This window comes from Nocardia grenadensis NBRC 108939 (assembly GCF_001613445.1).
Lineage (GTDB): Bacteria > Actinomycetota > Actinomycetes > Mycobacteriales > Mycobacteriaceae > Nocardia > Nocardia grenadensis.
Genome location: NZ_BDCJ01000006.1, coordinates 195106 through 220264, shown reverse-complemented (window position 1 = coordinate 220264; position 25159 = coordinate 195106). Strand labels below are relative to the sequence as shown.

Annotated in this window: 24 protein-coding genes; 14 read left to right on the top strand and 10 right to left on the bottom strand. The window is 69.2% G+C overall.

What is annotated here, in order from left to right; all coding sequences use genetic code 11:
* Positions 1-377 precede the first annotated feature (377 nt).
* The 4 genes from NGR01S_RS07965 (at position 378) to NGR01S_RS07950 (ending at position 4960) form a co-directional block, all read left to right on the top strand.
* Positions 378-2324: an AMP-binding protein gene (locus tag NGR01S_RS07965; protein WP_063035524.1), complete on the top strand. Its 1947-nt coding sequence runs from the start codon at positions 378-380 to the stop codon at positions 2322-2324.
* Positions 2325-2417: 93 nt separating this feature from the next.
* Entirely contained in the window at positions 2418-2816 is a 399-nt protein-coding gene (locus NGR01S_RS07960; protein WP_063035523.1) for a hemophore-related protein, read from the top strand.
* Positions 2817-2873: 57 nt separating this feature from the next.
* Complete coding sequence (locus NGR01S_RS07955; protein WP_063035522.1) at positions 2874-3593, top strand: response regulator transcription factor; 720 nt, start codon at positions 2874-2876, stop codon at positions 3591-3593.
* Positions 3593-4960, top strand: coding sequence for a sensor histidine kinase (locus NGR01S_RS07950; RefSeq protein ID WP_084480535.1), 1368 nt, complete (start codon positions 3593-3595; stop codon positions 4958-4960). Before NGR01S_RS07955 ends, NGR01S_RS07950 begins: the two co-directional genes overlap by 1 nt.
* Positions 4961-5058: 98 nt before the next feature.
* On the opposite strand, the gene NGR01S_RS07945 is transcribed toward NGR01S_RS07950, so the two are convergent.
* The 3 genes from NGR01S_RS07945 to pdxH form a co-directional block, all read right to left on the bottom strand.
* Entirely contained in the window at positions 5059-5418 is a 360-nt protein-coding gene (locus NGR01S_RS07945) for an FKBP-type peptidyl-prolyl cis-trans isomerase (RefSeq protein ID WP_030522790.1), read from the bottom strand.
* Between the two features lie 28 nt (positions 5419-5446).
* The gene (locus tag NGR01S_RS07940) at positions 5447-6745 is read right to left on the bottom strand and encodes a citrate synthase (protein WP_084480474.1); all 1299 of its coding nucleotides are present in this window, start codon (positions 6743-6745) and stop codon (positions 5447-5449) included.
* Between the two features lie 381 nt (positions 6746-7126).
* On the bottom strand, positions 7127-7846 hold the full coding sequence (gene pdxH / locus NGR01S_RS07935; RefSeq protein ID WP_063035521.1) for a pyridoxamine 5'-phosphate oxidase: 720 nt from the start codon (positions 7844-7846) through the stop codon (positions 7127-7129).
* Between the two features lie 60 nt (positions 7847-7906).
* Here pdxH and NGR01S_RS07930 point away from each other — a divergent pair, with 60 nt between their 5' ends.
* Positions 7907-9052 carry a citrate synthase 2 gene (locus NGR01S_RS07930; RefSeq protein ID WP_063035520.1) on the top strand — a complete coding sequence of 382 codons (1146 nt, stop codon included), beginning with the start codon at positions 7907-7909 and terminating at the stop codon, positions 9050-9052.
* Between the two features lie 13 nt (positions 9053-9065).
* Here the strand turns inward: NGR01S_RS07930 and NGR01S_RS07925 are convergent, their stop codons facing one another.
* Positions 9066-9779: a hypothetical protein gene (locus tag NGR01S_RS07925; RefSeq protein ID WP_245664480.1), complete on the bottom strand. Its 714-nt coding sequence runs from the start codon at positions 9777-9779 to the stop codon at positions 9066-9068.
* 63 nt (positions 9780-9842) lie between these two features.
* Here NGR01S_RS07925 and serC point away from each other — a divergent pair, with 63 nt between their 5' ends.
* The 3 genes from serC (at position 9843) to NGR01S_RS07910 (ending at position 13526) form a co-directional block, all read left to right on the top strand.
* Positions 9843-10967 carry a phosphoserine transaminase gene (gene serC / locus NGR01S_RS07920; protein WP_063035519.1) on the top strand — a complete coding sequence of 375 codons (1125 nt, stop codon included), beginning with the start codon at positions 9843-9845 and terminating at the stop codon, positions 10965-10967.
* 223 nt (positions 10968-11190) lie between these two features.
* Positions 11191-12570: a septation protein SepH gene (gene sepH / locus NGR01S_RS32350; protein ID WP_084480472.1), complete on the top strand. Its 1380-nt coding sequence runs from the start codon at positions 11191-11193 to the stop codon at positions 12568-12570.
* A gap of 173 nt (positions 12571-12743) precedes the next feature.
* On the top strand, positions 12744-13526 hold the full coding sequence (locus tag NGR01S_RS07910; RefSeq protein WP_063035517.1) for a DUF6928 family protein: 783 nt from the start codon (positions 12744-12746) through the stop codon (positions 13524-13526).
* 11 nt (positions 13527-13537) lie between these two features.
* Here the strand turns inward: NGR01S_RS07910 and NGR01S_RS07905 are convergent, their stop codons facing one another.
* Entirely contained in the window at positions 13538-13837 is a 300-nt protein-coding gene (locus NGR01S_RS07905; protein WP_245664479.1) for a DUF2537 domain-containing protein, read from the bottom strand.
* Positions 13834-14637, bottom strand: a complete 804-nt coding sequence (locus NGR01S_RS07900; protein ID WP_157107162.1) for a TrmH family RNA methyltransferase — start codon at positions 14635-14637, stop codon at positions 13834-13836. Before NGR01S_RS07900 ends, NGR01S_RS07905 begins: the two co-directional genes overlap by 4 nt.
* 78 nt (positions 14638-14715) lie before the next feature.
* On the opposite strand from NGR01S_RS07900, the gene NGR01S_RS07895 reads away from it, so the two are divergent.
* Complete coding sequence (locus NGR01S_RS07895; protein WP_030522800.1) at positions 14716-15117, top strand: YccF domain-containing protein; 402 nt, start codon at positions 14716-14718, stop codon at positions 15115-15117.
* Between the two features lie 76 nt (positions 15118-15193).
* Here the strand turns inward: NGR01S_RS07895 and NGR01S_RS07890 are convergent, their stop codons facing one another.
* The gene (locus NGR01S_RS07890) at positions 15194-15643 is read right to left on the bottom strand and encodes a MarR family winged helix-turn-helix transcriptional regulator (RefSeq protein ID WP_063035515.1); all 450 of its coding nucleotides are present in this window, start codon (positions 15641-15643) and stop codon (positions 15194-15196) included.
* Positions 15644-15691: 48 nt separating this feature from the next.
* Here NGR01S_RS07890 and NGR01S_RS07885 point away from each other — a divergent pair, with 48 nt between their 5' ends.
* Both NGR01S_RS07885 and NGR01S_RS07880 read left to right on the top strand, forming a co-directional pair.
* Complete coding sequence (locus tag NGR01S_RS07885; protein WP_063035514.1) at positions 15692-15931, top strand: DUF2530 domain-containing protein; 240 nt, start codon at positions 15692-15694, stop codon at positions 15929-15931.
* A 135-nt stretch (positions 15932-16066) separates the two neighbouring features.
* Positions 16067-16693 carry a TetR/AcrR family transcriptional regulator gene (locus NGR01S_RS07880; protein ID WP_063035513.1) on the top strand — a complete coding sequence of 209 codons (627 nt, stop codon included), beginning with the start codon at positions 16067-16069 and terminating at the stop codon, positions 16691-16693.
* A 5-nt stretch (positions 16694-16698) separates the two neighbouring features.
* On the opposite strand, the gene NGR01S_RS07875 is transcribed toward NGR01S_RS07880, so the two are convergent.
* Positions 16699-19467: a sacsin N-terminal ATP-binding-like domain-containing protein gene (locus NGR01S_RS07875; RefSeq protein WP_157107177.1), complete on the bottom strand. Its 2769-nt coding sequence runs from the start codon at positions 19465-19467 to the stop codon at positions 16699-16701.
* A 162-nt stretch (positions 19468-19629) separates the two neighbouring features.
* Positions 19630-20901: a DUF3027 domain-containing protein gene (locus NGR01S_RS33135; protein WP_373861401.1), complete on the bottom strand. Its 1272-nt coding sequence runs from the start codon at positions 20899-20901 to the stop codon at positions 19630-19632.
* 17 nt (positions 20902-20918) lie between these two features.
* On the opposite strand from NGR01S_RS33135, the gene NGR01S_RS07865 reads away from it, so the two are divergent.
* The 3 genes from NGR01S_RS07865 (at position 20919) to NGR01S_RS07855 (ending at position 24561) form a co-directional block, all read left to right on the top strand.
* Positions 20919-21692, top strand: a complete 774-nt coding sequence (locus NGR01S_RS07865; RefSeq protein WP_063035512.1) for a glutaminyl-peptide cyclotransferase — start codon at positions 20919-20921, stop codon at positions 21690-21692.
* A gap of 830 nt (positions 21693-22522) precedes the next feature.
* The gene (locus tag NGR01S_RS07860; protein ID WP_174551679.1) at positions 22523-24058 is read left to right on the top strand and encodes an MFS transporter; all 1536 of its coding nucleotides are present in this window, start codon (positions 22523-22525) and stop codon (positions 24056-24058) included.
* Positions 24055-24561, top strand: a complete 507-nt coding sequence (locus tag NGR01S_RS07855; RefSeq protein ID WP_063035511.1) for a DUF2771 domain-containing protein — start codon at positions 24055-24057, stop codon at positions 24559-24561. The genes NGR01S_RS07860 and NGR01S_RS07855 overlap by 4 nt, the downstream gene beginning before the upstream one ends.
* A gap of 59 nt (positions 24562-24620) precedes the next feature.
* Here NGR01S_RS07855 and NGR01S_RS07850 read toward each other — a convergent pair whose 3' ends face one another.
* Positions 24621-25040, bottom strand: a complete 420-nt coding sequence (locus NGR01S_RS07850; RefSeq protein ID WP_063035510.1) for a cold-shock protein — start codon at positions 25038-25040, stop codon at positions 24621-24623.
* Between the last annotated feature and the right edge of the window lie 119 nt (positions 25041-25159).

Below are 25159 nucleotides of genomic sequence, written 5' to 3'. Positions count from 1 at the left end.
CCAGCGAAGGTCCCAGTTACTCAGCGCCCAGCGCTTCGTGCCGGACCTAGCGGCGTCACGCATTCCCACTCACTTTCCAACCTGGCCCCAGCCATGCTCCATCAGCGGAACTCCACACTCGCATAGTGGCTCGACGGGTGGAGCTGCCCGTGGGTCGCGGCTGGCCGAGAAATTGCGTCTACGACGGACCGAATTTGTGTCATCAGATTCTAACGGATCAATAACTTCTTGGTGTACTCAGCCCGGGTTCACGCACATTGACCAGCCGGTTACAGGCATAAGCCATGGTCGCGACACCCGACGGGGGGTCGCGTGAAGTCTGCCACAATCGTGCTGATCTATCGAGGCGAGGATTGCTGCGAGGCTAGGGAGCACGGGTGCACGCGAGGAACGAGTATCGACCGGTCTATCAGACCAGCCTGGTCGATCCCGCCGAGTTCTGGACCCGCGCCGCCTCGGCTGTCGATTGGGATGTTCCCCCTGAACAGGCACTCGACGCCGATCGCCGCACTTCGCGGTGGTTTCCCGGCGCTCGGCTCAATACCTGCTACAACGCGCTCGACCGGCATATCGACGCCGGGCGGGCCGACCAGGCGGCACTGATCTACGACTCGGCGATGACCGGCCGGACCCGTGTTTACAGCTATGGCGAACTCCGCGACGAAGTCGCGAAATTCGCCGGCGCCATGCGTGATCTCGGAGTGACCGCCGGTGACCGGGTCGTGATCTACCTGCCGATGATTCCCGAGGCCGTGGTCGCGATGCTGGCCTGTGCCCGGATCGGAGCCGTGCATTCGGTGGTGTTCGGTGGATTCGCCGCCCCCGAACTCGCCGCCCGGCTCGACGATGCTGAACCTGTCCTGATCGTGACAGCGTCAGGGGGGCTGGAACCGAACCGGGCCATCGCCTATCCGCCCATTGTCGACGAGGCCCTCGAACTGGCCGGCACCACCGCGCCGCGGACCGTACTGGTTAAACAGCGCGCGGAATTCCCGGCACATAATCACGACGGCAATCCGGTCCTCGACGGAGCCGTGCGGTGGCTGGACTGGGACGCCGTGGTCCGCGATGCCGACCCCGCCGCGCCGGTTTCCGTCGCGGCGACCGACCCGCTGTACGTGCTGTACACCTCCGGAACCACCGGCAGGCCGAAGGGCGTGGTCCGCGACAACGGTGGCCACGCCGTGGCCCTGACCTGGTCTATGCGCAATATCTATAATGTCGGCCCGGGGCAGGTCATGTGGGCCGCCTCCGATGTGGGCTGGGTGGTCGGCCACTCCTACATCGTCTACGCGCCGCTGCTGGCCGGCGCCACCACGCTGCTCTACGAGGGCAAACCGGTGGGCACCCCGGATGCCGGCGCCTTCTGGCGGGTGGTGGCCGAACACCGGGTGCATACGCTGTTCACCGCACCGACCGCCCTGCGGGCCATCCGCCGCGCCGACCCCACCGCCGCCTTCGCCCGCGAATACGACCTCGGCTCGCTACGTTCTCTGTTCTGCGCGGGTGAACGGCTCGATCCGGCGACCTATCGGTGGGCCGCGGACACACTGCTCGCCGACCGCGCGGACTGCCCAGTGGTCGACCACTGGTGGCAGACCGAAACCGGTTGGCCCATCTGCGCCAATCCGCTCGGGCTGCAGCGGCTGCCGATCAAACCGGGCTCGGCCTCGGTACCGGTGCCCGGCTACCGGCTGCGGGTGTTGGACTCCTCCGGCAACCCCGTGGCCGCGGGCGCCGAAGGCAATATCGTCATCGGCCTGCCGCTCCCCCCGGGCGCGCTCATCGGCCTGTGGCACGACAACGAGCGCTACCAGCGGTCCTACCTTTCGGCATATCCCGGGCATTTCCTCACCGGTGATTCCGGCTATTTCGACGAAGACGGCTACCTGTTCGTCCTCGGCCGCAGTGACGATGTGATCAATATGGCCGGGCACCGCCTTTCTGCGGGCAGTATCGAAGCGGCGGTCGCCGGACACGACGCCGTCGCCGAATGCGCGGTGATCGGGCTGCCCGACGAACTCAAAGGACAACGCCCCATCGCTTATGTCGTCCTCAAAGCCGACGCCGTCATCGACCCCGAAACGTTGCGCGACGAATTGAGCGAACGCGTCCGCAAACAGATAGGGCCGGTCGCCGGCCTGTATGACGCCATCGTGGTACCCGCCCTGCCGAAAACCCGCTCCGGCAAGATCCTGCGCAAAACGATCCGCCAGATGACAGCGGGCGAAAACTACGAAATACCCTCCACCATCGAAGATCCCGGTGTCCTGGACGAACTCGCGCGGATGGTGCGACCCGCACAAAACTCAAACTCCTCTTAAGAAGCTCTCAGAGGCCGGCCATGACGACACAATACGGTCTGAGTCAGTCCACGAGCCCCGGCTCGACACGACACGCTAGGAGGCAGTAACCCCATGGCACACACGACAACCCGGCTTCGCGGCGCATTCGGCCCGATCACCCTCACCCTGGGCGCCGCCGCCGCGGTTACCGCGTTCCTGAGCCCCGCGGTCGCCTCCGCGGCCCCGACGGATTTCGCCGAACCGCTGATCACCAGCGACTGCTCCTTCACCCAGATCGACGCCGCGCTCCACGACCAGGCTCCGGAACTGGCGTCGATGCTCGACAACAACCCCGATCTGAAGGCACAACTGCAGAGCAAGTTCGACCAGCCGGTCGAACAGCGCCGCGCGGAACTGCAGCAGTACATCGACGAGAACCCCGAAACGGCCCAGCAGGCCGAGAACGACCCCCGGACCGAACAACTCCGCACCACCCTCCAGGGCGTAGCCGACACCTGCCACAACTACTGAGACGAGTTCGTTGCCGGCGGTGTCGCGACACCGCCGGCAACGAATTCATCCAGCACAATGGACGTTGTGACGGAGCGGATCAGCAATCCGGCGGTGCTCGTTGTCGACGACGACGAGGATGTTCTCGCGTCGGTGGAGCGGGGTCTGAGATTGTCCGGGTTCCGGGTGAGTATCGCCCGGGACGGGGCGGCCGCGCTGCGTGCGGTGTCCGAGGTGGCGCCGGACGCCGTCGTCCTCGATATGAACATGCCCGTGTTGGACGGGGCGGGGGTGGTGACGGCCCTGCGGGCAATGGGGAACGAGGTGCCGATCTGTGTGCTGAGCGCGCGCAGTTCGGTCGGTGACCGGATCGCGGGCCTGGAATCGGGCGCCGACGACTATCTGGTCAAACCCTTCGTCCTGGCGGAGCTGGTGGCGCGGATCAAGGCGCTGCTGCGGCGCACCGATACCACCACCGCCGCTCCCGGAACTCCGGATATCGTCTCGGTCGGCCCGCTGCAGGTGGATACGGCGGGCTATCGAGCGATGCTGAACGGCCAGGAGATCGAGCTGACCAAACGTGAATTCGAACTGCTGTCGACCCTGGCGCGTAACGCTGGTGTGGTGCTGAGCCGGGAACGGTTGCTGGAACTGGTGTGGGGCTACGATTTCGCGGCCGATACGAATGTGGTGGACGTATTCGTCGGCTATCTCCGCCGCAAACTGGAGGCCGACGGCACCGCCCGGCTGCTGCACACCATTCGCGGCGTCGGGTTCGTGCTGCGAGAGACCAAGTGATCGGCCGCGCTTCCGGCCGAAGACGCCACCGATCGTATTCGCTGCGTACCCGGGTCGCCGGGGCGGCGGCGGCCGGGGCGGTGCTCATCGTAGCGGTGGTGAGCGCGATCGCGGTTCCCGCCATCGAGCACAACAACCTGCAGCAGACCGATCAGCAACTGCGGATCGCCTCGCGGCTGGTGCTGATCGAGCCGATGGTCGCCGTGGGGGTGGTGAACCTGCTGGGTCCCGACCGCGATATGGCGTTGACCGTCCGCGACGAGGGCCGGGTCCTCGCCTCCAGTTCCGTCGAGTTGCCGGATCTCGAGCCGGGCGCGAAGACGGTCACTGTGCACGACACCCCTTACCGGGTATTGACCACCACCGAGAATCAGCCGGCCGGCCGCTCGGTCTCGCTGGCCATTCCCGCGGCGGAGGCGGCCGAGATGACCGCCGAACAGCAGCGCTGGGTGCTTTTGGGAGGTCTGCTCGCGATCGCGGCCGCGGCCGGTCTCGGCTGGTTGTTCGGCGGGCGCGCGGTCCGGCCGATCGTGGTGCTCACCCGGCAGGTCGGGGCCCGCACCGGGTACGGCGACGCTACGCCCGAACCCGTCGACAGTTCCGGCGTGCTGGAGGCCGAACAGCTGGCCGACGCGGTGAACACCATGCTGCGCCGGGTGGACCAAGCGCAGGCCGAAACGGCCGCCGCGCTGGAGACCGCCCGGGATTTCGCCGCGGTCTCGGCTCACGAACTACGTACCCCGCTGACCGCGATGCGCACCGACCTGGAGGTGCTGGCGACCCTCGATCTGGACGAATCCCAGCGCGTCGAGATCCTCGCCGATCTGCAGCGCAGCCAGGGGCGGGTGGAGACCACGCTGGCCGCGCTGGAACGCCTCGCCTCGGGCGATCTGACCTCCGAGCGCGACCATATCGATACCGATATCGCGGAGCTGCTGGATCAGGCCGCCCACGACGCCATGCGCCACTACCCCGGGTTGACCGTCCGGATAGACACCGACGCCGAACTCGTCACCCGCGGCCTGCCCGCGGGCCTACGTCTCGCGGTGGACAACGCGGTGAAGAACTCCGTCCGGCACGGCGGCGCCACCGAGGCCCTGCTGTCGGCCCATCGCGCCGATGACGACACCATCGTCATCTCGATCGACGACAACGGGCAGGGGCTGGCGCCCGAGGAACGCGAAACCGTTTTCGCCCGCTTCGCCCGTGGCAGCCGGGCCAGCAAGGGCGGATCCGGTCTGGGGCTGGCCCTGGTCGCCCAGCAGGCCCAGCTGCACGGTGGGCAAGCCTTTTTCGACGACGGCACCCTGGGCGGGGTCCGGTTGGTACTCGTCCTGCCGAACCGTGTGGTCCCGAGGCCGGCCTGACGCGGCGCCGAATACCCGGCGGCGGAAACCGCACTCGGCCCCGGAGCCGCAGCTCCGGGGCCGAGAAGTATTGCCGAGGATATCCCCCGCGTACGGACCTACTTGGCGTCCAGCAGGTCGATCACGAAGACCAGGGTCTTTCCGGACAGATGATGACCCCCACCGGCCCGGCCGTAGGCCAGTTCCGGCGGGATGGTGAGTTGACGGCGACCGCCGACCTTCATGCCCGGAATTCCGTCCTGCCAGCCCTGGATCAGACCACGCAGCGGGAAGGTGATCGATTCGCCGCGGTTCCACGACGAATCGAATTCCTCGCCGGTATCGAATTCCACGCCGACGTAGTGCACTTCGACGGTGCCGCCGGGAACGGCTTCCGGGCCTTCGCCGACGGTGATGTCCTTGATGACCAGTTCGGTGGGCGGGGGGCCCGCCTGAAATTCGATCTCCGGTTTGCTCATACCTTGAATCCCCTTCGATTCAATCGCTTCAGCGGTTGGTGATTTCGGTGTAGTCCCGTGCACCATAGCCGGTGTAGATCTGCCGCGGACGGCCGATCTTGATGGCTTCGCTGTGCATTTCCCGCCAGTGCGCGATCCAGCCCGGAAGCCGGCCCATGGCGAACAGCACGGTGAACATGCGGGTCGGGAAGCCCATGGCCTTGTAGATGACGCCGGTGTAGAAATCGACGTTCGGGTAGAGCTTGCGCTCGACGAAGTAATCGTCGGTCAGCGCGGCCTCTTCGAGGGCCTGGGCGATATCGAACAGCGGATCGCTGCCGAGCTTGCTCAGGATGGTGTCGGCGTGCTTCTTGGCGATCGTGGCGCGCGGGTCGTAGTTGCGGTAGACCCGGTGCCCGAAGCCCATCAGCTTCACACCGTCTTCCTTGTCCTTGACCTTGCGGATGAATTCCTTGACGTCACCACCGGCGGCGAGGATACCGTCCAGCATTTCCAGCACCGCCTGGTTGGCGCCGCCGTGCAGCGGACCCCACAGCGCGTTGATACCGCCGGATACGGAGGTGAACAGGTTGGCGTCGGAGGAACCGACCAGCCGGACCGTGGAGGTCGAACAGTTCTGCTCGTGGTCGGCGTGCAGGATGAGCAGCATGTCCAGGGCGGCGGCGATCTCCGGGTCGACCTGGTAGGGCTCGGCCGGGAAACCGAAGGTCATCCGCAGAAAGTTCTCCACCAGCGACAGCGAGTTGTCGGGGTAGAGGAACGGCTGGCCCACCGACTTCTTGTACGAGTACGCGGCGATGGTGGGCAGTTTGGCCAGCAGCCGAATGGTGGACAGTTCGACCTGTTCGGGATCGCGGGGGTCCAGCGAGTCCTGGTAGTAGGCCGAGAGCGCGTTGACCGCCGAGGAGAGGACGGGCATCGGGTGCGCGTTACGGGGGAAGCCGTCGAAGAAGCGCTTCAGATCTTCGTGCAGCAGGGTGTGCCGGCGGATCTTGTCGGTGAAATCCTCGAGCTGATCCTGGGTGGGTAGTTCGCCGTAGATCAGCAGATAGCTGACCTCGATGAAAGTCGAATTGTCCGCGAGCTGCTCGATCGGGTAACCGCGGTAGCGCAGAATGCCCTGTTCACCATCGATGTAGGTGATGGCCGATTTGGTCGACGCGGTGTTGACGAAACCCGGGTCATAGGTTGTATATCCCGTACTCGCCAGCAGCTTGCCGAGGTCGATACCGTCGTTTCCTTCGGAAGCCTCGGCGATCGTCATCGGGTATTCGCCACCGGGGTAGGTGAGAACCGGTTTGGCGTCATTTATGTGATTCTCCGGCACGGAAGGTTCCCTCTCAGGCTCAAGACCGTCGGCATCGCATGCGGTCGGCACACGGTGCGTTATCGGTAGACGCTAGTCCTTGCTCTGGTGGGACCGGCGGGGAGGGTACCCGCGCGCCGATCTCACAATCGGCCCGCACGGGCGTGGGATTCAGCGGTTCACCTGCCGGTCGGTATGGCTGTGACCGGGGAAAATACCCCTGATAACCGATCTCGGCCGGTTGTGGACAGCGCCCGTGCCACATCCACGGAAACTGCCGTTCGCCACCGCCCACAGAACGTACCCACAAGTCTGTCGATGAAACCGTGCGAAACATCACCGGAGGGGGCGTAACGGGCCTGAACACGGCCGTGCGACCGAATAACCGGCCGGTTCGCGCCGTCACGGTTGGAGCCGCCGCACCGACATACCGGCGTCGTCGATCCGGACCACGATCCGGTTGTGCAATCGCCCGCGCTGACCCTGCCAGAACTCCACCTCGTCGGGATTCAGCAGATAACCGCCCCAGCGCGGCGGTACGGGTACCTCCGCGACCGCGGCGAAACGCCGTGCGGTCCGTGCCAGCTGTTCATCGAGCTCCGCGCGAGAACCGATGGGTTCGGACTGATGCGAGGCCCACGCGCCGAGCTGGGATTCCCGCGGCCGCGACCGCCAGTACCGTTCGGTCACCTCGGCGGGAACCCGGTCCACCCGGCCGCGGACATGGGCCTGCCGGGCCAGTTGCGGCCACAGGAAAGTCGCCGAGGCGTACGGCGTCGCCGCGAGCTGGGCGCCCTTGGCGGAATCGTAGTTCGTATAGAAGGTGACGCCCTCCGGTGACAGGCCCTTGCAGAGCACCGTGCGCGTCACCGGCCGGGCATCGGCCCCCGACCCGGTGAGCGTCCCGAGCACCATGGCATTGGGCTCGGCGATCCCGGCGACGGTCGCCTGTTCTATCCACAACCGCAGAAGCGGCTCCCAGCCGCCGGCCACCGACAGTTCGTCCAATTCCGTGTCGTGCACACCCAGCAACAGTTCCGAGTTACGCGAACCGGAATGGGCCGCACCGTATTCGGCGCGCATCGCGCCGAGATCGGCACCCGTCTCCTCCACATCGGCCATGGGCCAGACGTTACTCCCGGGTAGCTCGGCGCTAGAGTTCTGTTGAGAGGAGAGTCGCGTATGACCACCAATTCCGCGGTATCGGGGTCCGGTGGGGTGCCGGACGATTTCGTCAGCGGCCTGGAGGGGGTGGTCGCGTTCACCACCGAGATCGCCGAACCGGACAAGGACGGGGGCGCGCTGCGCTACCGCGGCGTGGATATCGAGGACCTGGTCGGCAACCGGGTCACCTTCGGAGATGTCTGGGCTCTGCTGGTCGACGGCGAATTCGGGCACGGCCTCCCACCGGCCGAACCGTTCCCGCTGCCGGTACACACCGGTGACGTACGCGTCGACGTACAGGCCGGCCTGGCGATGCTCGCGCCCATCTGGGGCTATCGGCCGCTGCTGGATATCGACGACGCCACCGCCCGGGAGAACCTGGCCCGCGCCTCGGTCATGGCGCTGTCCTATGTGGCGCAATCGGCCCGCGGTATCTACCAGCCCGCGGTACCGCAGCGCCGCATCGATGAATGCACCACGGTCACCGACCGCTTCATGACCCGCTGGAAGGGCGACCCCGACCCACGTCATACCGAAGCCATCGACGCCTACTGGGTCTCGGCGGCCGAACACGGCATGAACGCCTCCACCTTCACCGCCCGGGTCATCGCCTCCACCGGCGCCGATGTGGCCGCCTCGCTCTCCGGAGCCATCGGCGCCATGTCCGGGCCGCTGCACGGCGGCGCCCCCGCCCGGGTCCTGCCCATGATCGAAGAGGTGGAAAACACGGGCGATGCCCGCGCGCTGGTCAAAGGGATCCTGGACCGCAAGGAGAAGCTGATGGGCTTCGGTCACCGGGTCTACCGGGCCCAGGATCCACGCGCCCGGGTCCTGCGCGATACCGCCGCCCGCCTGGCCGCGCCGCGCTACGAAGTGGCCGCCGCCCTCGAACAGGCGGCCCTGGCCGAACTCCGCGAACGCCGGCCCGACCGCGCCATCGAAACGAATGTCGAATTCTGGGCCGCGGTCATCCTCGACTTCGCCGAGGTCCCGGCGCATATGATGCCCGCCATGTTCACCTGTGGCCGGACCGCCGGCTGGTGCGCACACATCATGGAGCAGAAGAAGCTGGGCAAGCTGGTCCGCCCGGCCGCGATCTACACCGGCCCGGGCCCGCGGAAACCGCACGACGTCGCGGGATGGGGCGAGGTCCACACGGTGTAGGCCGCCCGGGCCGTTACCTCCGTTCGGGTTCCGCCTCCCAGTCGATGGCGACCGATTCCCCCGCGTCGACCGCGAAGAAGGCCGCTTCCAGTTTGGCGCCGAGGTCCAGGAGGCCGATGGCGGCCAGGGGAACCGACTGGACCACCCGGACGCGCCAGGGCCCGGGTTCGTCCCAGGCGCGTAATTCGAGGTCCAGGCGCAGGACCGGGTCGTCGCAGCCGCAGTAGTCGGCATCCACCGCGGTCACCGCCAAGACCGTGGCCTCGGCGCGGCGACCGTCGGCGAGGATCTTGGTCAGGCCGGCCCGGCCGGGGTCGGTATCACCGGGGAGATACAGCACCATGCGGTCGCGGTCCTCGGGGTCGACCCGGCAGCACACCAGGTCGCCCGGTCGCATCCGGTCCAGTTCGGCGCCGGATACCCGCTGGCGTACCTGGGCCTCGTACGGCGGCAATCCGGGCAGCCGCACACGGACCCGGAAGGTGTAGCCGGGTTCGGTCCGGCGGGTGCGGGTCGCCAGCACGGTCGCCGAACCCGCCCTTCCGGTGGCCAGCAGATCCCGGCGATCGGGGCCGGTGGGGGCTTCGCCGCGACGCCGGAAGCGGCGTGGGAGCAGGTCGCGCAACCGGATGAGCGGCCCGGGTGAACCCGGGAGCTCACTCCGGCCGCGCGCCCGGCTGTCACCGGCTCCACCCCCGGCAGCGCCCCTTGACGACCGCATGCTCATACCCGTTCACGTTAGCCGGAGTGTGGTACGCGGCACAGCAACGGCGCGGCTACGCTGTTCGCCATGACCAGTGCGTTCCCGACCATCCCCGAAGACCTCAAGCCCGCCGACGGTCGTTTCGGCTGCGGGCCGTCCAAGGTTCGCCCGGAGCAGCTGCAGTCCCTGGTGGAGGTGGGTGCTTCGGTATTCGGCACCAGCCACCGGCAGAAACCGGTCAAAGATGTGGTGGCCCGGGTCCGCTCCGGATTACGGGACCTGTTCTCCCTCCCGGAGGGCTACGAGGTCATCCTCGGTAACGGCGGCACCACCGCGTTCTGGGATGCCGCCGCGTTCGGCCTGGTCCGCGAGCGTTCCCTGCATCTCACCTACGGCGAGTTCAGCGCCAAGTTCGCCAGTGTCACCAAGAAGAACCCCTTCCTCGGCGACCCGATCGTCGTCTCCGCCGATCCGGGCAGCGCGCCGCAGCCGGTCGCCGATCCCGCCGCCGACCTGATCGGCTGGGCGCATAACGAGACCTCCACCGGTGTCTCCGTGCCGGTGCAGCGACCGGCGGGTTCGGAGAACGCGCTCGTCGCCATCGACGCCACCTCCGGCGCGGGCGGTCTGCCGGTGAACATCGCCGACGCCGACGTCTACTACTTCGCCCCGCAGAAATGTTTCGCCGCCGACGGTGGACTGTGGATCGCGCTCATGAGCCCGGCCGCGCTGGCGCGGGTGGCCGAAATCAAGGAATCGGGGCGCTGGACTCCGGATTTCCTCTCGCTGCCGATCGCTATCGAGAACAGCCTCAAGGACCAGACCTACAACACCCCGGCCCTGGCGACCCTGCTGCTGTTCGCCGACCAGATCGATTGGCTCAATCGCAACGGCGGCCTGGACTGGGCGGTGAAACGCACCCTGGATTCTTCGTCGCGGCTGTACACATGGGCCGAGGCCAGTGAATTCGCCACTCCATTCGTCACCGATCCGGCGCACCGATCCCAGGTGGTGGGCACCATCGATTTCGCGGACTCGGTGGACGCCGCCGCGGTGGCCAAGACGCTGCGGGCCAACGGCATCGTCGACACCGAGCCGTACCGCAAATTGGGCCGCAACCAATTGCGCGTCGGGATGTTCCCGGCGATCGACCCCGAGGATGTCGGGCAGCTGACCCGCTGCATCGACTGGGTCGTGGAAAATCTCGGCTGAGACGAGATCACCTGCGGGTTCGGGCCCGTCGCGCGTGTCGCGCGGCGGGCCCGCCGACGTCTTGGGGAATCGAGTTGATACACAAGGGAATAGAGCAGATTAGCGGTAGATGACGGCCACAGGGTACATTTCGATGCCGCGTGTCTTGCCACACGAATCCCAGAAGTGCACTACTGTTCCAGAACGTGGGCGGTATCGCGAGCGACGCGATAAGGAGGTTACGGTGCGTGAACTTCGAGTGATCGGGGTGACGCCCGACTCCGCCCATATCGTGTGCGTCGACACCGAAAGTGGTCAGAAATTCCGGCTTCCCGCCGACGACAAACTTCGTGCCGCCGCCCGCGGCGACCTTGCCCGATTCGGCCAGATCGAGATCGAAATGGAAGCTACTATGCGTCCTCGCGATATCCAGGCTCGAATCCGTGCCGGCGCGTCGGTCGAGCAGGTGACACAGGAATCCGGTATGCCGGTGAGCCGGGTGGAGCGGTTCGCCTACCCGGTGCTGTTGGAGCGGGCCCGCGCGGCCGAGCTCGCACAGAAGGCGCATCCGATCCGACCCGACGGCCCGGCCGTGGAGATCCTGATCGATGTGGTGACAGCCGCTTTCACCGCGCGCGGACATACCCTCGACAATGCCGAATGGGATGCCTGGAAGGACGAGAAGGGCTTCTGGGTCGCCCAGTTGCAGTGGCAGAACGGCCGTTCGGAGATCGCCGCGCACTGGCGCTATCAGCCGGATGCGCACGGTGGCAGCGTTTCCCCACTCGACGATCCGGCCACCGATCTGATCGACCCGGATTTCGGTCGCGCGCTGCGTGGTCTCGCCTCGATCCTGCCGGTCGATGCCGAGCCGGCGGCCGCGGCCGAAGCGATGGCGGAGCCACGGCGTGAACCCGCCCGAGCCGCCGTCGACGACTACTACGAGCAGCGCGCCGTGGCCGCCGGCGGTACGACACCGCTGCCCGCCGCCGCGACCCCGCTCTCCCCCGGTGGCCCCCGCCCCGGCGGCACGGCGCTGCCCGCCGGCACCCCGGCGGCGAGTGCTCCCGCCGAAACCTACTGTCCCCCCGCGGATACCTACCGGCCCCCGGCCGAAACGTATCCGGTCCCCGCCGAACCGGCGCGCCCCGCGGTGCCGCGGCCCGCGCCCGCACCGCCCGCGGCACCCGCCCCGGCGGCCGAATCGCCGACCACTCCGGTCGAAACCGCCGCCCCCGAACTCGTTGCGCCGGAGCCCGAGCCGGCACCGGCTGCCGTCGTGCCCGAACCGGCTCCGTTGGCGGCCGCGCCCGCCCCCGTGGCGGCGCCGCAGCCCGCGCCGGTCGCCGCCGAACCGGCTCCCGCCCCGGAAGCCGGGACGGCCACGGCGGAAACCGCCGCGCCGGCCGTGGGAGAGACCGCGCCCGCGGAAGCCGATATGCCCGAGGCCCCCGCCGAGGAACCTGCCGCCGAAGCACCGGATCCCGCACCGGCCGAGGCGAAACCGGCGGCCGAGAAACCCTCCGCCAAAGCCACGAAGCCGGCGCCCCGGACCAAGCGCGGCAAGGCACCCATGCCGTCCTGGGAGGACGTACTGCTCGGCGTCCGCAGTTCGGGTCACTGACCGGCTACGGACCGGCGTGTTACCCCGCGCAACCGCCCGGATCATCCGTTTGCGCGAGTAAGTTCGGTGTATACGGCGACGCGGTCCGATGATTCCGGGGCCAGCCCGGACGACGACAGCAGTTGCGCCGAGGAGTTCGCGACCTGGTTTCGTGCGCTATCGGAGGTGGACCGATGCTGTCCAAGGTTTCGTCCGTGTGGTACGTCGATACCCCCGACCCGCCGGCGGTGCTACGCGCCGATCCCGACCCCGATCCGGACGCGGCGTACGCGCTGGCCCGGCAACTGCATCCCGATCTGGACGTAGAGCCCACCGAATCGGTCCCCCTGGGCGACCTCGACGGCCCGGAAGCCGACGAGGTCTATATCGGCAGCTATCCCGGACTCACTCTGCTGTGCAGTTCCTACGCCGCCCGGGTGCAGCCGACCGCCATCCCGGAGCTGCTGGTGCGGCCGCTCGCCGAAGAGCACACCTATCTGGTGTCGTTCGACCTCGAATACGGCTGGGGCGCGTTCGCGCACTGGGAGCGTGGCGAACTGCGCCGGGCGTTCAGTTCCACCCGGCTCAACATTCTGCAGGACCACGGTCTGCCCCATATCTGGGAGCGACCGCACTGGGCGGGCGAACATCCCATCGCGTGGCGGCTCGGGGAGCTACCCGATCCGCTGGTCCTACCGTTCGATCCCCCCGGTTTCGCCGATACCGCCAATCACGAATGGCTGGGTTTCCGGTACTTCCCCACGGCCAGCGCGGATAGGGAGACCGCGGCCGACGCCGACGCCGCCCGCCCGGTGGATCCCAAGGACATCCGAGTGTGTGGTTTCCGGTTGCGGCCCCGCGGCGATCGCCCCGACGAGCCGGAACCACCGCAGCCGAAAAATCGGGTCACGCACGAACGAAAGGGCCTGCTGTCCTGGCTGCGCGGGCACGAAGCCACCGTGGGCGCCGATCAGTAGACCGGTCCCGGTCACACGGAGAACAGCAGGCCGATCCAGGCCAGCGCCACCCCGCTACTCGCGCCGGCCAGCACCCAGCGGGTCACCGGGCGCGCCCGCCAGCGCCACACGGTGGGCGCCACCCCACCGACCGCGACCAGATTCACCGCCAGCGACAGCACGGGGTGCACCCGGGCCAGCGCCGCCCCGAAGGCGAAGACCCCGACGGCGGTCAGCGCGGCCACCAGCACCGCGACCGTGATACCCGCCGCCCACGGGGTGGGTTCATCAGGCCGCCGGCCGGCCCCGGAGCCTCCGAGCACCGGGTTCACGACGCCCGCACCCGCTCGTAGAACGCCATCGCCGCCGCGGTCGCCACATTGAGCGAATCGGTCCCCGCCGACATCGGTATCCGCGCCCGCACATCCGCCGCGGCCATGGCCTCCTCGGTCAGGCCGGGGCCCTCGGCGCCCAGCAGCAGCGCCACCCGGTCGCCGGTGAGCGCGGTGGCCAGCGTCGGAGCCGCCGGGTCCGGGGTCAGGGCCGCCACCTGGAACCCTCGCCGCCGCAGCCGGTCGAGCCCGTCCGGCCACTCCGGTACCCGGGCGAACGGCACCCGCAGCGCATGACCCATGGAAACCCGCACGGACCGACGGTACAGCGGATCCGCGCAGCGATCGCCGAACAGGATCGCGTCTACTCCGAGGCCGGCCGCATTACGGAACATCGACCCCAGGTTCTCGTGGTCGTTCACGCCTTCGAGCACCGCCACTGTGGTGGCAGCGGCGATGATCTCGTCGAAATCGCGTTCGGGCGGGCGGTGCGCCACCGCCAGCACACCCCTGTTCAGATGGAACCCGACCACCTCGGCCATCACTTCCGCGGAGGCCCGGTAGAACGGCACATCCACCGCCGCGAGTTCGGGCGCGAGTTCCTGCCACCGCTTGTCCACGCCGAGCAGCGCGTGTGGCCGGAAGGGCGAATCCAGCATCCGCCGGACCACCACGGTTCCCTCCGCGATGACCAGACCTTTCCCGCCGGGCCGATCGGGTCTGCGGTCGGCGGCCTTCAGGTCGCGGAAATCGTCCACCCGCGGATCGTCCACACTGTTCACCTCGAGAACCACGGCCACGGCGCCCATCCTGCCAACCCCCACCACCGGCGTTCGGTGGCGGGTGCGCTCGGCGCCGCTTTAGGGCATGCTCGAGATATGAAGCCGATCCAGCTCCTGCTCAATATCCTGTGGCTCGTGCTCGCGGGGTTCTGGATGGCGCTGGGCTATTTCCTGGCCGCCCTGATCTGCTTCGTGCTCATCATCACGATCCCGTTCGGGGTCGCCGCGCTGCGCAACGGCGTCTACATGCTGTGGCCGTTCGGCCGCACCACGGTCGAGAAGCCGGGCGCCGGCGCGGGGGCGCTGCTGGGCAATATCATCTGGTTCGTGGTGGCCGGCTGGTGGCTGGCCCTGGGCCATCTGGGTACCAGCATCGCCCTGGCCTGCACCATCATCGGAATCCCGTTCGCCTGGGCGAATCTCAAACTGATCCCGCTCGCCCTCTTCCCGCTGGGCCGCGAAATCGTCGACAGTGACCGGCCGTTCGCGGCGCGCTGAGGCCACGGTGCACGGTGCCGCGGATGATCTCCGACCCGGGCGGATTCAGGGGCCCCGGTAGGACGCCGCTACCGGTTCACTCCGAATCGGCGACGATCTGGTTCATGATCGTGACCGCCCGTTGCAGGTCTTCGAGCTGATCGGGTTCCAGACCCGCGAGTTGGTCGCTCATCCAGGCCTCCCGGGCGCTGCGTTCATCGGCGAGCAGCGAGTGACCGGCAGTGGAGAGCGAGACGATGATCTGCCGGCCGTCGGTCGGATGCGGGTTGCGCTCCACCAGACCGAGATCGGTGAGCGAGGCGATCACCCGGGTCATCGAGGGAGGCTGGACCCGTTCCTTGGCCGCCAGCGCCCCGGGCGTCATCGCGCCCTCGTTCCCGAGGGTGGCCAGGACCGAAAGCTGGGTCAGCGATATCTGCGATTCCGTCCGCCGCCCCCGTAGATGCCGCGTCAAGCGCACCACCGCCAGCGAGAGGTCGCTGGCCAGCGCCCGCACATCCGAGTGGGTAGTCACAAAGTGAACCATACGTGACACACGTCGGATCGGCGTGCGTACAGCGGTTACGCTGACCGAATGGCCCCGCAGCTCCCGCAGCTCCCCACCTGGCTGACCGACCCCCGGCCGGTCCTCGCCCTCGGGTGCGCGCTGTTCGCCGTCGCGACCGCGGTGGTCTGGCTCAGCGGGCCCCGGTGGGAATCGGCTCGCCCGGTATGCCTGATGGGTTTGGCGGTCGGACTGCTCGGGTACATCATCTTCGCGATACAGCGCCGCGGTGCCCGGCGCGGTGACAAGGGAGCACAGACCGGGTTATGACGCCGAAGCGCCGCGCTTTCCGGCGGCGGCGGCGATATCGACCAGGCGGCAGCCGGAAGTCGAGCGGGACCCCGGTGATCCGATGCTGCTCGCCGGGAATTGACTGTTCGGGCCTCTCGGGCCAAACTCGCTCAGGTGTCCTCTCGATTGAGCGTCGAAGAACGACGGGCCCACCTTATCGAGGCCGCGATCGGCCTTGCCGAGAAGAAGGGGGTCGCGGGGGTGACCACCCGCGATGTCGCTCAGGCGGCGGGTGTCTCGCTAGGCGTGGTGCACTACTGCTTCGAGAACAAAGACGCGCTGATGACCGAGCTGGTCAAGGCGCTGTCGATGGAACTGCGCGATTCGGTGGACGCAGGCGAATCGGTCTGGCAGGAAGCGGGCAGTGGTATTACGGCGCTACGCGATCTGCTGCGCGCGGGTCTGGAACTCATGTGGCTCAATATCGAAGCCACCCCCGAACGTCAGCTGCTCACCTACGAGACCACCACCTACGCCCTGCGTGAGGGCGAACAGACCCCCGCGAAACTGGCGATCGCCCGGGAACAGTACGCCTTCAACGATTCCACCGTCGCCGATATCCTCGACCACGCCCGCGATGCCACGGGGAGTACCTGGACCGTTCCGGTGGCCCAGCTCTCGCGTTTCACGCTCAGCGTGATCGACGGCCTCGTCCTGCGCTGGCTGGTCGACAACGACAGCGACAGCGTACGCACTCAACTCGATCTGCTCGCCGCGGCGCTGGCGGGGCACGCGGAATAGCCTGTTCAGGCGGGCCGGCCCGGACGCTGCACATGGGTGGCCGAACCGTCCCGCCACCACGGCACGGTGACCGTCCGATCAACCGCGCCCGTCAGCCGGATACACAGTTCGTCGTGCAGGATCAGGGGCCCGTTCTGCGCGGGTAGATCGAACAGCCGGCGCAGCACCACACCCAGCGGCTCGCGTGCCCAATCGGTTTCGTGTCCCCGGCCGACGACCTCCGCGTCGACCTGTTCGGAGACCAACGGCAGATCCAGCAGCAGCGCCAGGTCGGCGGCGGTCGCCGGATCGGCGGCCACGAGCCGGTCCGCGGGCACCGCGAGACCGAACCACGGCCGGTCCAGCACCAGGGCGTCGCCGGCATCGATCACCGCTCCGGACAGGGCCCGGACGCGATCGGGCGGGTCGAGCGTGCCGAGCTCCAGCCGCGGCACCGCGGCGCCGAGCCGGGCATGGACCAGCGCGACCACCTCGGGCGCGGGGGTCTTCTCGCTGTCGGCCAGCGCCGCCAGCAGCGCTTCGACGAGATCGCGATCCAAGGTCGCGGGGTCGGCCAGGCAGCCGCGCAGTGCGTCGAGGTCGGCCGCGGACAGGCCGGTGATCGGCAGTTCCGGCAGTAGTCCGGCGAATTCGGTATCCGCCGGATGCCGATAGCCACCCAACGCGATGCTGTCGATCCGGGCATAGTGGCGCAACCACCACGCCGTATACCCGTCCCGGTCACCGAGCAGCGGCCGGGTCCGTTCGGCGGTGAGCAACCGCCACAGCGCCTCCGGCCACGCCGCGTCATCCACCAGATCCAGATCACGCACGGCGACCAGTTCCGCGGGATCTTCGGCGAGCCCGGACCACCAGGTCTCCTCGTCGTCGAGGTGATGGTCGGGACCGGTGGGGTCGGTTTCGGCGACCACCCCGAAATCCCATCCCACACCGATCGCCCGCAGCGCGTCGGCACCGTACTCGGCGACCGTCTCCCGCGCGACGACCCCGAACGGCGAGTCCGGGACCAGAATTTCGATCAAGGGCGCATCGGGGAGCAGTAGTTCGTCGGCCGGACGCACACCACCGGAACTGTCGGGAAGTTCGAGCATGCCGAGCCAGTCCGGCAACTCGGCCGGATCGGCCGCCGCGGCCAAGCGGAGCACCGCCTCGATGGTCTCCGGATCGTCGGGGTGCTCGGTCAATTCCGCCTGTAGGGCGGGATCCGACAGCAGATCCGCGATCCGCGCCCGCTGCGCACCGAGACGCGCCAGCAGCGGATGCGACGCGTCCGGATGCACCAGCCGCGCCCAGTGCACCGGAACCGCCGCGGGCAACGCCGTGAGTTCGTCGTCCAGCACCACCGTCCGCGGTCCCGTCACCGTCCGTCCGTCGGCGAGCGGCACCGCCAGGGCGCCGAGTTCCTCCACTGTCAGCGGGTCGGTGACGAACGGTTCCAGCGCGGAGTAGAGAGCGAACCACCAGGCGGGCGGCCGTTCCAGTCCGGCGGACAGCTCCGCCAGCCGCGCCGGACCGAGCCGGTGCACCTGCAGCGCCGCGAGTGCCTCGGCGTAGCGGGCGCCGGACAGTTCCGGGACCACCAGTGGATCGAGCACACCACCCAGCAACTCGGCCAGTTCGGGGGTGAGATCGGGAAATACGCTCGCCCGCGCGGGTACGGCCACCCGGTCGTCCGCGTCGCCGTTCCGGGGGGCCTCGTCGAGTCCGGCATCCGCGGGCGCGGCGACCACCGGTAGCCAGCTACCGGTCCGCAGCTCACGCAGGATCGCCTCGCGTAAGAGCCCGTCGGTCTCGCTGCGCGCGAATCCCGGAGCCGGGACCAGCACGAGCCGGTGCCGCCGGGGCAGCGCGCGGGCGAAATCGGCGTACCCGGCGGCGAGTTCGGCCGAATGATTGCCCGGCAGCACGCGCCGCCGGTCGGGTTGCATCGGGATATCGGCGATGAGTACCGCGGGCAGGGACAACTCTTCGTCCGAACGGGTCGGTGCCCGCAGCACGTCGGGCGCGGCGGGCACCGGGACCCCGTCGCGTAACGGCAGTAGCCAGCGCGCCCGCGCGGTCCGGAACTCCCACCACACCCGTTCGGACCCGGAACCGCCGATCCGCAACTCGCGCACTCCGGCGAACGGCGCATCGCGGGTCTCGGCGCGCACCACCTCCTCGCCGATCCGGATCTCGCGCAGCGCCGGCAACTCCAGCAGCAGGTCCGCTGCCTCGGCCCGCATGGACTCCAGCAATGCGACCGGGTCGATCCCGGCACGCAGCGACAGGACGATCTCGGTCTCCGCGCCGACGGCCGGGTCGGCGGCCACCGGCCACGCGAGGCGCAGCACCGGCGGCGCCGGCACGTCCCCATCACCCGGCGCCGAAATGCCGGACGCGCGCAATGCCTCACGGGTCGACTCCCGGGAGAAGCGCAGCGATCCACTGGTGGAGCGGAATTCCAGTTCGTCGGAAACCGTCAGCACCGCGGCGAAACCGACACCGAATCGCCCGGTCTCCCCGCCGCTCCCCGATTTCCCCGATGCCCGCAGGGCCGTCAGCGCGTGCACTCCGGCGATATCCAGCGGCGCGCCGGTATTGGCGATCGAGAGGGTCCGGCCCGTGCACCGTACGGCGATCCGGCCCGGCGCCCCCGCTTTCACCGCCGCGTCCGCCGCGTTCTGCGCCAACTCCGTCAGCAGGCGATCGCGGTAACCGGCGCGCACCAGGTCCGCCTCGGTAGCGGCGTCCTCGCGCAGCCGGGTCGGGGAATCGCGCCAGGCAGCCAGCACCGCGGCACGCAGATCGGCGGTGCCGAAGGGATCCGCGGTTCCGGCATCTGTTCCCACGGGCCCGAAGGTATTGCCCACCGCACCGGTCTCACTCACGCGAGCCAGCGTACGTGCCCGAGCGCAGCGGGCTTACCGTGCACAGCCGGGGCAGCGGCCGGCTGGTCAGTGGTCGACCGGTCCGTGGGCCGAGTCGCCGGTCTCCGACGTGGTCTGCTCGCCGGTCTCCCGCCCGGCGGCCGGTACACCGGTCCGGTCTGTGGCGGCGGTTTCCGGTTCCACGGCCGGTTCGGAACCGGACTCCATCGCCGATTCGGTGCCCGAATCGACAACCGGTTCGGCGGCCTCGGCGGCCGGTGGGGGGCCGGACTCGACAACCGGCTCAGCGGCCGATTCGGCAGCCGGTCCGGTGCTCGAATCGGTGATCGGTTCCGCGGCTGCTTCGGTACTCGAATCGCCGGCCGGACCGGGTTCGCTCGTGGCGACCGGACCGGCGGTGGCCTGCGCGGCCGGGTCGTCACCGGCCGGGCTCACGGCCTCGGTAGCGGTCCGGGATTCGGGTGCTGCCGCCTCCGGCCCCGCCCCGCTCACCGGCGGAGCGGCCACGACCGCGTGTCCCGGCACCACCGTGTTCGCCGCGACGTCGGCCTCGGCGGCCGCCTCACTCCCGGATCCGGTCTCCGGCGACTTCGGCGGTACGGCGACCACTTCGATGGCGGCGTCGTCGTAGGCCTGATAGATCGGTGACCCGGCGCCCGTCGGCAGCTGGGTGTCCGAATGCGCGCCGCAGCCGTAGCCCATGTGGACCACATGGCCGTCGGCGCCCATGGCGTTCGCGCAGACGCCGAAACAGGCGCGCAGCGCACCGGCCAGCGGCATATAGAAACCACAGGTCTCGCAGGAGCCGGGTGCTGCCTTGGCCATCTCGGTATCGGGGCCGTACTCGGCGTACCAGCGTTCGGCCGCCTCGGCCCGGCCCTCCCGGCTGAGCACCTGTTTACGGCCCAGACCCACCTCGGGGGCCGTCTCGTCGACCTCGGGGTCGCCGGTAGCGGTATAGCCGGGGACCAGCCGTGGGTCGTCGGCGGGCGGGGCCAGCAAGTCGCCGGGCGCCAGGTCGCCGGGCCGGACGCGCTGGTCCCACGGCACGAACTCCGGCGCGATCAACGCGTCGGGGCCGGGCAGCAGCGCGGACTCGCTCACGGTCACCCGGTCGGTGCCGGGCGCGGCGGCCACCACCACCGCCCACTGCCAGCCGTGGTAGCCGGGCAGTGTGGCCTCGAAACGGTGCGTCGCCGAACATTCGTCCTCGGCCCGGACTCCCAGATGCGCTCCGACCCCGGTCGGTTCCAGGTCCACGAGCGCACTACGAGCCAGGTCGACGGACCCTGCCAGGATCGTCCGCACCTCGGTGTCCGAAACAGATACTGCGCTCACGGTCTACATTTTGCCGTATGAAGCGCACTCGGCGAACCTGGGTCGGTGCCGTGCTGGTCTGCCTGCTCGCCACGGCCGCCTGCCGGAACACCGACGACGCGGTACCGCGCCTGGACATCGAGGTGCTGGCGACCCATCGGCACGACCTGGGCGCGTTCACACAGGGGCTGGAGATCGACGGCGAGGTGCTGTACGAGAGCACCGGGATGGTCGGGTTCTCCGGGGTGCGGACAACCGATCGCGCGACCGGCGCCGAACTCGCCCGCGTCCCTCTCCCGCCGCCTTTCTTCGGCGAGGGGATCACCCTGGCCGGCGACACGCTGTGGCAGCTCACCTGGAAAGAAGGGGTCGCCTTCGCTCGCGACCCGCGGACGCTGGCCGAGAAACGTCAGGTGCGCTACGAGGGCGAGGGCTGGGGCCTGTGCGCCCGCGACGGGCAGTTGGTCATGAGCGACGGATCAGCCGGGCTCACGTTCCGCGATCCGGTGTCCTTCGCGCGGACCGGATCGGTGCGACTGACCACGCACACCGACGCCCGCCTGAACGAACTCGAATGCGCCGAGGACGGTTCGGTCTACGCCAACTCCTGGCCCACCGACGAAATTCTGCGGATCGATCCGGAAACCGGGCGTGTCCTGGCGATCGTCGATGCCGCCGGTTTGCTGCCACCCGCCGAACGCGCGCAGACCGACGTGCTCAACGGAATCGCCCAGATTCCGGGCACCGACCGCTTCCTGCTCACCGGAAAGTACTGGCCCACGGTGTTCGAGGTCCGTTTCGTGCCGGCCTGACGGCGCGACACATCTCACTTTCGGGCCGCTGTGAGCAGGGCGGAGTTTGCCGGGCGCCGCGGTGGGCCAGAATTGATGATGTGCCCACTTCCCGCGAGCCCTCCGGTTCCGATCGCGGTCAGTGGCCCGCCGGCGAGTCTCCGCCACCCCAGCGGCATCCAGGTTTCGACCGCTACCCCCCGCCGAACGTGCCACACCGCAATCGGGAGCCCGACCCCGGCAACCGTCGTCCTACCCCGCCGCCGACCCGCCCGCTGCCCGCTGCCGGGTCCGGCGCGCGGCCGGACGACCATTCGTCCCGGTCGGCGCAGAGTGGTCACCGGAACCCGCCGGTGGAGTCCGGGGACCGTGCGCCGGGGCGAGGGGGTCGCTTCGCTCGCATACTCGGCTCGCTGAGCGGGTCACGCGGGTCGGCGGAACCGCCCGATCCACCGGTGCGGCCGGGGACTGCGGAACCGGGCCCCGGCCGGCGGGCCGAGGAGCCGAACGGCGCGCCGCTCCCGCCCGGGAACAGCCGGCGGCCCGCCGGCGAGCGGGAACGGCCGATCCCGGGTGCTCCCGTCGCGGGCAGCTCCGCTCCGCGGGCCGGTGGTGCCGGACCGGCGGCCGATGCTTCCCTGTCGGGGTCGACCTCGCGCTTCCGACCGGGCCCACCCATGGATCACCGCACCCCCGGGGGCTCGGCTTCCCCGGCCGGCCCCGGGGCCCAGCGTGATCCGGGTGGGTCCGGTGCCGCCGGACGACGCCCGCCACCCACCGCGGGCCGCTCCGAGCCCGCGGACCGGCCGGGCCCCGGGGCCGACGCGTGGGACCGCACCGAACCGAACGGCGTGCGCGACAGGCGCACCGCCGCGCATGCCGGCGGTGCGGAGGAACCGCCCGCGACCAAGGAGTACCCGAGCGCGGAAGCCGCCACGGACTACGACGCCGAAGGCCGGCGTGTCCCCCGCAAACTCACCGTCACCCGGGTGGCGGCGATGCGCGGCCGCGAGATCACCGAGAAAGGTATCGCCACCTTCCGGCGGGCGGCCGAGGCCGACGGCGCGGACAAATCCGGATTGACCGCGCTCACCTACGCCACGATGGCGAACTTCGCACTGGACGCCGCCATCGCGGTCGCGCTCGCCAACACCCTGTTCTTCGCCAGTGCGACCGCGGAGAGTAAAACGAAGGTCGCGCTGTATCTGCTGATCACGATCGCCCCGTTCGCGGTCATCGCGCCGCTCATCGGGCCCGCGCTGGACCGCTTGCAGCGCGGCCGGCGACTGGCCCTGGCGAGTTCGTTCGCCGCGCGCGCGGTCGTGGCGGTGGTGCTGATCTTCAGTTTCGACAGCTGGGTGCTGTACCCGCTGGCGCTGTGCATGATGGTGCTCAGCAAATCGTTCGCGGTACTCAAGAGCGCGGTGACACCCAGAGTGCTGCCGCCCGATATCGATCTGGTGCGCACGAACTCCCGGCTGACCGTATTCGGCCTGGTCGGCGGCACCCTGGGTGCCGGCGGCGTCGCCGCGGCCGTCGCGGCGATCGCGGGCTCGACCGGTGCGTTGATCCTGGCCACCGGTATCGCCGTCGGCGGGGCCTATCTGAGCTGGAAGATCCCGCGCTGGGTGGAGATCACCGAGGGGGAAGTGCCGACCACGCTCGGCTACCACGCCCGCGCCGGGGACACCGAGACCTACGGCGCCGCCGCCGACGACCCGGTACCGGCCCGCAAACGCCGTCAGCCGCTGGGGCGCGCCGTCGTCACCGGGCTGTGGGGTAACGGCAGTATCCGCGTGCTCACCGGATTCCTGACCTTCTACGTCGCGTTCGTGGCCAAGGCGACCGAACACCGGCCGGTACAGCAAGCCGCGATGCTCGGCCTGGTCGGCGCGGCGGCCGCCGTCGGTAATTTCGCGGGTAACGCCGCCGGGGCCCGGCTCCGGCTCGGCCGGCCTTCGCTGATCGTGGTGAACTGCACCATCGGCTGCGCAGCCGTCGCCGTGCTCGCCGTGGTGATGGACAACCTGTTCGGCGCGGCGGTGGCCGCCTTGATCGCCGCCGGGGCGAGCGCCCTGGCCAAGGTGTCGCTCGATGCCGCCATCCAGGACGATCTACCGCCCGAGTCGATCGCCTCCGGATTCGGCCGGTCCGAAACCGTCCTGCAGCTCAGCTGGGTGATCGGCGGCGCCGGCGGAGTCCTGCTGCCGACCGATTACTGGAAGGGTTTCGCGGTGGTCAGTGCGGTACTGGTCGGGGGCCTCGTCCAGACTGTGCTGAGCTACCGCGGGTTCAGTCTGCTGCCCGGTCTCGGCGGTCGCCGACCGCTGCACGCCGAGCAGGAATTCCCGCACTACGACCCCCCACGAGGAGAAGCCGCCCGGTGAGTACGAACAAAGTCCGCACGACCCTCGCGCCGGCCCTGACCGGGATCCTGTTGCTGGTGGCCGCGACCGCCGGCGTGGTCTGGCTGCTGGCCCGGAACGTCGAGCCGAAGGACCCGGAACTCACCGCCTACGCGCACGGCACCACGGTGACGGTGCCGCCGTTCCGCTACTGCACGGTGCGGATGGAGGACTGCCGGCAGGGCGAAACCGTCTATCTCGACGTGCCGGCCGGTAACCCCCTGCAGATCTCGCTGCCGGACGCTCTCGTGGAGAGCCCGTGGGAACTGCTGCCGCTGTACGCCCGCGAGAACGGGGAGATCGTCGAGCGGCCCAGTTCCTACCGGGACCATCCGGCGAATACTCGCGCCCTGACCGTTGCCTCCCGGCCGGAACCGGAGCTGGAGCTGATCGGTGTGGAGTTGCAGGTGATGATCATCGCGATCGATGAGGCCGGCAACGAATTCCCCATCCCACACGCGGTGTGGTCGATCAAAACGGACTGAGACGACAGTGGGCCGGCCGGATGATCCGGCCGGCCCACTACGGCGTCGTGCGCGTCGGGTCAGCGGTCGAGTTCCCGCGCGACCGCGCGCACCACCTCCGAGATCCGCTGCGCGGTCTTGCGATCCGGGTAGCGACCCTTGCGCAGGTCGGGCTGCACCTTCGCCTCGAGCAGCGTGATCATGTCCTCGACCATGCCGTGCAGTTCGTCGGGGCTGTGTTTCCGCGCTATCGGCTCCTTGCGGGCGCCGCGCTCCTGGTTCTGCCGGACCGACGGGGGCGCCTCCACCAGTTTCAGGCTCAGCGCCTGCGGCCCGCGCCGCCCGGCCGCCATCCCGAACTCGACCCGCTGACCGGGCTTGAGCGTCTCGACGCCCTGGGGCAGCGCGGACGAGCGGACATAGACGTCCTCACCCTCGTCCTGGGAAAGGAAGCCGAAGCCCTTTTCCACGTCGTACCACTTCACCTTGCCGGTCGGCACTGCGCTCACCCGTTCGTCTGTTCGGCGCCCGGCCCACCGGGCCCGGGCACGCTCGTCTGCTGAAACCCGCTGTTGGCAGGTCTTTTCCCCTACTCGAAAAACGCGCCCCGCAAGCAGCA